This window comes from Mycobacterium scrofulaceum (assembly GCF_002086735.1).
Classification (GTDB): domain Bacteria; phylum Actinomycetota; class Actinomycetes; order Mycobacteriales; family Mycobacteriaceae; genus Mycobacterium; species Mycobacterium scrofulaceum.
The window spans coordinates 114,981-122,447 of record NZ_MVIJ01000014.1; the positions used below are offsets into that span (position 1 = coordinate 114,981).

General features: G+C 69.4%; 8 protein-coding genes and 1 riboswitch. Of the genes, 6 read left to right on the plus strand and 2 right to left on the minus strand.

The annotated features are described in order from the left end of the window. Positions 1–56 precede the first annotated feature (56 nt). Positions 57–167, plus strand: a riboswitch (TPP riboswitch). The 5 genes from thiC to BST44_RS11945 all read left to right on the plus strand — a co-directional run bounded on the left by thiC (position 157) and on the right by BST44_RS11945 (position 4,647). Further along, the gene (gene thiC, locus BST44_RS11925; RefSeq protein WP_083177313.1) at positions 157–1,785 is read left to right on the plus strand and encodes a phosphomethylpyrimidine synthase ThiC; all 1,629 of its coding nucleotides are present in this window, start codon (positions 157–159) and stop codon (positions 1,783–1,785) included. Its footprint overlaps the riboswitch before it by 11 nt. Then, positions 1,782–2,609: a bifunctional hydroxymethylpyrimidine kinase/phosphomethylpyrimidine kinase gene (gene thiD / locus BST44_RS11930; protein WP_083177314.1), complete on the plus strand. Its 828-nt coding sequence runs from the start codon at positions 1,782–1,784 to the stop codon at positions 2,607–2,609. The genes thiC and thiD overlap by 4 nt, the downstream gene beginning before the upstream one ends. A 49-nt stretch (positions 2,610–2,658) precedes the next feature. Continuing rightward, entirely contained in the window at positions 2,659–3,291 is a 633-nt protein-coding gene (locus tag BST44_RS11935; RefSeq protein ID WP_083177315.1) for an alpha/beta hydrolase family protein, read from the plus strand. A gap of 32 nt (positions 3,292–3,323) precedes the next feature. Next, positions 3,324–3,758 (plus strand): MarR family transcriptional regulator, encoded by a 435-nt coding sequence (locus BST44_RS11940; RefSeq protein ID WP_083177316.1) that lies wholly within the window; start codon positions 3,324–3,326, stop codon positions 3,756–3,758. Between the two features lie 19 nt (positions 3,759–3,777). Then, a complete protein-coding gene (locus tag BST44_RS11945) occupies positions 3,778–4,647 on the plus strand; it encodes an LLM class F420-dependent oxidoreductase (RefSeq protein ID WP_083177317.1) in 870 nt (289 codons plus the stop codon). Between the two features lie 16 nt (positions 4,648–4,663). Here BST44_RS11945 and BST44_RS11950 read toward each other — a convergent pair whose 3' ends face one another. Then, on the minus strand, positions 4,664–6,163 hold the full coding sequence (locus tag BST44_RS11950; protein ID WP_244184796.1) for a neutral zinc metallopeptidase: 1,500 nt from the start codon (positions 6,161–6,163) through the stop codon (positions 4,664–4,666). A gap of 195 nt (positions 6,164–6,358) precedes the next feature. After that, positions 6,359–6,736, minus strand: coding sequence for a hypothetical protein (locus BST44_RS11955; RefSeq protein ID WP_083177318.1), 378 nt, complete (start codon positions 6,734–6,736; stop codon positions 6,359–6,361). Between the two features lie 114 nt (positions 6,737–6,850). Here BST44_RS11955 and BST44_RS11960 point away from each other — a divergent pair, with 114 nt between their 5' ends. Further along, the gene (locus tag BST44_RS11960) at positions 6,851–7,411 is read left to right on the plus strand and encodes a hypothetical protein (protein ID WP_083177319.1); all 561 of its coding nucleotides are present in this window, start codon (positions 6,851–6,853) and stop codon (positions 7,409–7,411) included. Positions 7,412–7,467 lie beyond the last annotated feature (56 nt).

The following is a 7,467-nucleotide window of genomic DNA, read 5'->3' on the forward strand; positions in this document are numbered from 1 at the left end:
AAATGGCCCGCCCACATGCCAGGGGGCCCGGGGTGGGGGTAACGTCGCGTGCGGACCATCCACAACGCGGGAGCGCAGGTCGAATGCGCTGAGAGGACGGCTTGCGGCCGTCGACCGTACGAACCTGACCGGGTAATGCCGGCGTAGGGAGATGAAATGACCGTCACCGTCGAACCGTCCGTCACCACCGGCCCGATCGCGGGCAGTAGCAAGGTCTACCGCGAGCTGGACGGGGGCGCCCGCGTCCCGTTCCGGCGCGTGCACCTGTCCACCGGGGACCACTTCGACCTCTACGACACGTCCGGCCCCTACACCGACGCGGCCGCGGTCATCGACCTCGCCTCCGGCCTGCCCCCGCGCCCAGGGGTGGTGCGCGACCGCGGCACCCAGCTGCAGCGGGCCCGGGCCGGCGAGATCACCGCCGAGATGGCCTACATCGCCGCCCGCGAGGACATGCCCGCCGAATTGGTGCGCGACGAGGTCGCCCGCGGCCGTGCGGTGATCCCGGCCAACCACAACCACCCCGAGAGCGAGCCGATGATCATCGGCAAGGCGTTCGCGGTGAAGGTCAACGCCAACATCGGCAACTCGGCGGTGACGTCGTCGATCGCCGAGGAGGTCGACAAGATGGTGTGGGCCACCCGGTGGGGCGCCGACACCATCATGGACCTGTCCACGGGCAAGAACATCCACGAGACCCGCGAGTGGATCCTGCGTAACTCCCCGGTCCCGGTCGGCACGGTGCCGATCTACCAGGCGCTGGAGAAGGTCAACGGCGATCCGACGGAACTGACGTGGGAGATCTACCGCGACACCGTGATCGAGCAGTGCGAGCAGGGTGTGGACTACATGACCGTGCACGCCGGCGTGCTGCTGCGGTACGTGCCGCTGACGGCCAAGCGGGTCACCGGCATCGTCTCGCGCGGCGGCTCGATCATGGCGGCCTGGTGCCTGGCCCATCACCGGGAGTCGTTCCTGTACACCAATTTCGACGAACTCTGCGACATCTTCGCGCGCTACGACGTCACCTTCTCCCTGGGTGACGGGCTGCGCCCGGGGTCGATCGCCGACGCCAACGACGCCGCCCAGTTCGCCGAGCTTCGCACGCTGGGCGAGCTGACGAAGATCGCGAAAGCCCATGGCGCGCAGGTGATGATCGAGGGGCCGGGCCACGTCCCGATGCACAAGATCGTCGAGAACGTGCGGCTGGAAGAGGAGCTGTGCGAGGAGGCGCCGTTCTACACGCTGGGCCCGCTGGCCACCGACATCGCGCCGGCCTACGACCACATCACGTCGGCGATCGGCGCCGCGATCATCGCCCAGGCCGGCACCGCGATGCTGTGCTACGTCACCCCGAAGGAACACCTCGGGCTGCCGGACCGCAAGGACGTCAAGGACGGCGTGATCGCCTACAAGATCGCCGCGCATTCCGCGGACCTGGCCAAGGGACACCCGCGCGCGCAGGAACGCGACGACGCGCTGTCGACGGCCCGCTTCGAGTTCCGGTGGAACGACCAGTTCGCGCTGTCGTTGGACCCCGACACGGCGCGGGAATTCCACGACGAGACGCTGCCGGCCGAGCCCGCCAAGACGGCGCACTTCTGCTCGATGTGCGGTCCCAAGTTCTGCTCCATGCGGATCACGGCAGACGTCCGGGCCTACGCCGCCGAGCACGGGCTCGACAGCGAAGAGGCGATCGAGGCGGTCATGAACGAGGGCATGGCCGAGAAGTCGCGCGAGTTCGCCGAGCACGGCAACCGGGTGTACCTGCCCATCACCCAGTGAGCTACCTGCCGCTGCCGTCGCCGGGCACCACCCCCGCGCGGGTGTTGTCCATCGCCGGATCGGACTCGGGGGGCGGCGCGGGCATTCAGGCCGACATGCGCACCATGGCGCTGCTGGGCGTGCACGCCTGCGTCGCGGTCTCCGCGGTCACGGTGCAGAACACGTTGGGTGTCAAGGGATTTCACGAGGTGCCCGCCGGCGTCGTCGCCGGTCAGATCGAGGCGGTGGTCACCGATATCGGCGTCCAGGCCGTCAAGACGGGCATGCTGGCGTCGTCGGCGATCGTCGCGGCGGTGGCCGACACGTGGCGCCGGTTGGGTCTGACGGTCCCGCTCGTCGTCGACCCGGTGTGCGCGTCGATGCACGGCGACGCCCTGCTGGCGGCATCCGCGCTGGATGCGCTTCGCGGGCAACTGTTTCCCCTGGCCACCCTGGTCACGCCGAACCTGGACGAGGTGCGCCTGCTGGTGGGGATCGACGTGGTGGACGCGGGGTCGCAGCGCGCGGCGGCCGAGGCGCTGCGCGCGCTGGGGCCGCGCTGGGTGCTGGTCAAGGGCGGCCACCTGCGGTCCTCCGACCGCAGCTGCGACCTGCTCTACGACGGGTCCGCCTGGTACGAGTTCGACGCGGAGCGGTTGCCCGGCGGCAACGATCACGGCGGCGGCGACACGCTGGCCGCGGCCATCGCCTGCGCGCTGGCGCACGGCTTCACCGTCCCCGACGCGGTCGGGTTCGGGAAGCGGTGGGTCACCGAATGCCTGCGCGCCTCCTATCCGCTGGGCCACGGCCACGGCCCCGTCTCCCCCCTGTTCCGGCTGTCATGACTGCCCGCCTCCACCTCAGTCCGTACCGGACCGCATCGTCGGCGGGCGCATGAACCTCGATCCGATCGCGGGCATCGCGCACCAGCCCGACGGGCCGCCCGCCGGGGTGGTGGTCCTGACCCATGGCGCCGGCGGCAACCGGGACTCACCGCTGCTGGCACAGGTTTGCGACGAATGGGCACGACGCGGCTGGCTGGCGGTGCGGTACAACCTGCCCTACCGACGCCGCCGGCCCACCGGACCACCGTCCGGGTCGGCCGCCGCCGATCGGGCGGGGATCGTCGAGGCGCTCACGTTGTGCCGCGGGCTGGCCGACGGGCCGGTCATCGCCGGGGGGCACTCCTACGGCGGGCGGCAGACGTCCATGGTGGTGGCCGCCCGCGAGGCCTTTCCCGTTGAAGTCGACCTGCTGACGCTGTTCTCGTATCCCCTGCATCCGCCGGGGAAGCCGGAGCGCGCCCGTACCGAGCACCTGCCCGACATCAGGGTCCCGACGGTGTTCACGCACGGGACGTCGGACCCGTTCGGCACGCCCGACGAACTGCGCGCCGCCGCCGCGCTGGTCACCGGCACGACCGCCGTCGTCGAAATCGCCGGGGCGCGGCACGATCTGCGGTCCAAGACCCTGAACGTGGCGGCGCTGGCGGTCGACGCCGCGCTGCAACTGCTCGGGCGCAATTAGACAGTTTGGACTGATCAGTTTAGACTGATCTTGTGGATGGCATCGCCGAATCGGCAGCGGCTGCGGCCCGCGATCTGCGGGTGCTCTTCAGCCGGCTGCGGCGGCGGTTGCGGGAGCTCGCCACCGACGGCGACCTGACCCCCTCGCAGACCGCGGTGCTCAACCGGCTCTGGAAAGACGGGCCCTCGTCGGCGAGCGGCCTGGCCTCGGCCGAGCGGGTGCGTCCACAGTCCATGGCCACGATAGTGGCCGCCCTCAAGCAGCGGGGACTCATCGAGCGCACGCCCGACCCGGAAGACAAACGGCGGCAGCTGATTTCGTTGTCCGTCGCGGGCCGGCGACGCGCCGAGAGCGACCGGCAGGTCCGCGAGGAGTGGCTGGCACGCGCCATCCACGAGCGGTACTCCGAAGGCGAGCGCCGCACGATCCTCGAGGCCCTGGCACTGCTCGAGCGCTTGACCGAATGACGAAAGGACAAGGGCTGCAATGGAAGTAGGACTGCACTTCATCGATTTTCTGCCCGGCGACGCGGCGGCGCTGGGCCCCACCCTGGCCGACGCGGCCAGGGCCGCCGAGCAGGGCGGGGCGACGCTGTTCACCCTGGCCGACCACTTCTTCCAGATGGAGAACGTGGGGCGCGCGGAGGATCCGTTCCTCGAGGGCTACACGTCGCTGGGCTTCCTGGCCGGACAGACCGCAACGATCGACTTGAGCCTGCTGGTCACCGGGGTCACCTATCGCTATCCGGGACTGCTCGCCAAGGCGGTCACCACACTGGACGTCTTGTCGCAGGGCCGCGCGATGCTGGGCCTCGGTGCGGCCTGGTACGACCGCGAGCACGCCGCCCTCGGGTTCCCCTATCCGCCGGTGAGCCAGCGCTTCGAGATGCTCGAAGAGACGCTGCAGATCTGCCGGCAGATGTGGAGCGACAACGACGGGCCGTACCGGGGCAAGCACTACCAGTTGGCCGAGACCATCTGTGCGCCGCAACCGATTCGGCGGCCGCCGGTCCTGATCGGCGGCGACGGCGAGAAGAAGACGCTCCGCCTGGTCGCGCAGTACGCCGACATCTGGAACAGCACCGTGTCCGAGCCCGATGAGTTCGAGCACAAGATCGAGGTGCTGAACCGCCACTGCGACGCGGTCGGCCGTGACCCCGGCGCGATCCGCAAGACGGTGGGACTGTTCGTGAATCCGTTCGACGACCTCGACGGATACTTCGCGACCGTCGAGCGCTTCGCCGCGCTGGGCGTCGAGCTGGTCAATGCCGGCCCCTTCCCCGGCAACCCCGACCCGGTGGGCTTCATCCACCGACTCGGCGACGAAGTGATCCCCAAGCTCGCCGAGATCCGTTGAGCCGGGGCGATTTCCGTCAGCCCGGGTAGCGGGAGTAGCACGCGTCCATGTTGCCGGCGACGCCGCCGCGGAACGCCGCTATCCGGGTGAAACCGGCCGGCACGCTGGTGCCGTCGGCGTCGCTGGCGACGAGGTGGTTGGTGAGCAACCCGGCCACCGCTTCGTCGAGATCACCGGCCGTCAACAGGAATTGCTTCTCCGACGACAGCTCGATGGGTTCGGCCATCTTGCGATGCACCACGCCCGTCAGGCACGCCGTGCGCAGCGCGGTCCACGGGCTCTGCATGGCCAAGTCGCGTTCGTGCTGCACGGCCAGCGCGTACCGGGACATCACCACCGACAGCGCCGTGTCGTCGCCCTGCGGCAGGGTCTGCTCGTTCTCGTCGGCGAGCTTGCCCATGGCCGCGAGCTTGGGCAGGTCGACCATGATCGTGTTGGTGGCCGGGCAATAGGAGGCCGGCGGGCTGGGCTTCGCGTCCGGGCAATCGGCCGGCCGATAGGACAGCGCGGGCGGGTTCTTCGGGGCGAAGATCTTCCCGAGGAGCTCCATCAGGGTGGACAGGGTGTCCTGGTCGATCGGCACCTCACCGGTTTCGGGGTTCCCGGTGCTGCTGTCGACCCGCAGCGCGTTGGGCAGGTCGCCGCGGCGCTGCTCGATCTCCTTCTTGTCGATGCCCGCGCAGGCCGAGGCGCCGTCGATGAAACCCATCTGGAAGGCGCTGATCCGGTCGAGCGCCGACCCGTGTTCGTCGTCGTTCTCGGTCTCGCTGTCGATCACGGGGTCCCGGGTGGTGATGATCCCCGCCAGCACGTGGTCGAGCCCGTCGGCGGTGCTGAGGGTGAACCGCGGCGACTTGCCGTCGGCGACCCAGAACAGGTAGACGCCCGCGAAGCAGTCGGCCTGCTGCTCGTGCACGATCGTGGGGTCGCGCCTGGTGACCAGCTTCGCCATGTTCTGCAAGGCGTGACCGAACTCGTGGGCCAGCACACCGTTGACGGACATGTCGCCGAAGTATTTCTGCGCGACCGGCATGAAGACCCCACGGTCCCAGGCGATCAGGTTGCAGCGTGACGTGTAGAAGGCGTTGACGAGTTTGTAGGTGTCGTTGTGGCAAACGATGGGGCTCGATGGGGAGTTGGAGTCGTACGACACCATCTTGCCGACCGGGACGTAACTGCCCTTCAGGGATTGGCCGTACACCGACTTCCAGTATTCCTCGATGTCGTTCACCGACAGCAACGACAGCTTGTCGATCGCGCCGTTGTCGGTGTTGACCACCGTGCCGGTCGGACCGGGCGCGTTCGGGCGGATCCCGCTGGGCCCGTTCGTCGCGGGCAGGCCGCCCACCCGGAACGGGTCGTTGAGCATGGACAACGCGCGCCCGCCGACGAAAGATGTGCAGCCGGCCACCACGATTGCCACCGCCGCGCAGATCGACACCGCCGGCAGCAAGGCGGCCGCCCCGTGGCGACGCGCACCGGGCGGCTGACGTCGAATGCGCGCATGGCTGTTCATCCCAACCTCATCCCGACCCGGCTGCAGGGCAGCACCAAAGGGTCTCATTCTAGAGCGGTTGGCTAACTATGACAGCCCGAATGACGACGGCGGGCGAACGCCGGCTGCGGCGGCGGCGAGGCCGGGATGCCGGCGGTTGCCGACACGGGAACCGAAACCGCCGGGCGGGCGCCCGTTTCGAAACAGCGAACTTCGCTAGGGGCGGGGGGCGATCGGCGTCGGCGTTTGCTGAGGCCCCATCATGCCGCCCGGTCCCATCATGCCGCCCGGTCCCATCATGCCGCCCGGTCCCATCATGCCGCCCGGTCCCATCATGCCGCCGGGCCCCATCATGGGGCAGGTACCGCCGCGCCCGCCGCCGTAACCGTGGTGCCACCCGTAGTGGCCGCCAGACGACCAGCCCAGGAACAGGCCCGTGAAAAAGATCACCGCGGCGACGAACACGACACCGGCGACGATGACGACCCACGCGACCGCTTGACCCAGCCGGCTGGGACCGCCGAATCGGTGCGCGTCCCCGGGTTGATCGGTGACGGTGGTCGGTCCGGTGCTGGTTTCAGGATTCTGCGTCATGCTTGAACCATCGCACACGTATACCCACGGGGGGTAGGGACCATTGGCCCTAGAGGGCGCGGTGCTCGTCTGGTCGACTTGTCTGATCGCCTGGACGAGTGTTCCGGAGGGGCTATGGCTGGATTGACGCGACGTGCGGTGCTTGCCGCGTTCGGCGTACTCGGCGCGGGCGGCATCGTGGGTTACCTGCGCCGCGGCGCCCTTCCGCCGCCGGCGGCGGCCATCCGCCTCACGGACGGCGGCGGCTGCATGGGTGCCGGCCCGATGGAAATGCACCGCTACATGGAAATGTTCATGCGGCACAGCGAAATTCGGCGCGTCGTCGAGGACATCCCCGGTGGCGTGCGCACCACCACAGAATCGGATTCTCCGGCCCTGGCCGCCCAACTTCAGGCGCATGTCTCGAGCATGTACGCCCACCTCGACCAGGGAATCGAGGTCCGGTGCATGAGCGAGAGCCTGCCGACCCTTTTCCGTCAGTCCGGCGGCTACCGCCGCCAGCTCACGTTCACGCCGAAGGGCGTCATCGCCGAGGAGACCACCGACGACCCCGCCCTCGGCGACGTCATCCGCGCGCATGCACGGGAGGTCACCGGGTTCGTGCAGGACGGGATGCCCGCCTCGATGCGGCAGTCGATGGGCTGCGGCCGGATGATGGGGCCGGGCATGCCCTAGAAGGGCGGCGGCTCGTCGTCGGGGGGCGCGGGTCCGGGGGGTGACGAGCCGGCGGG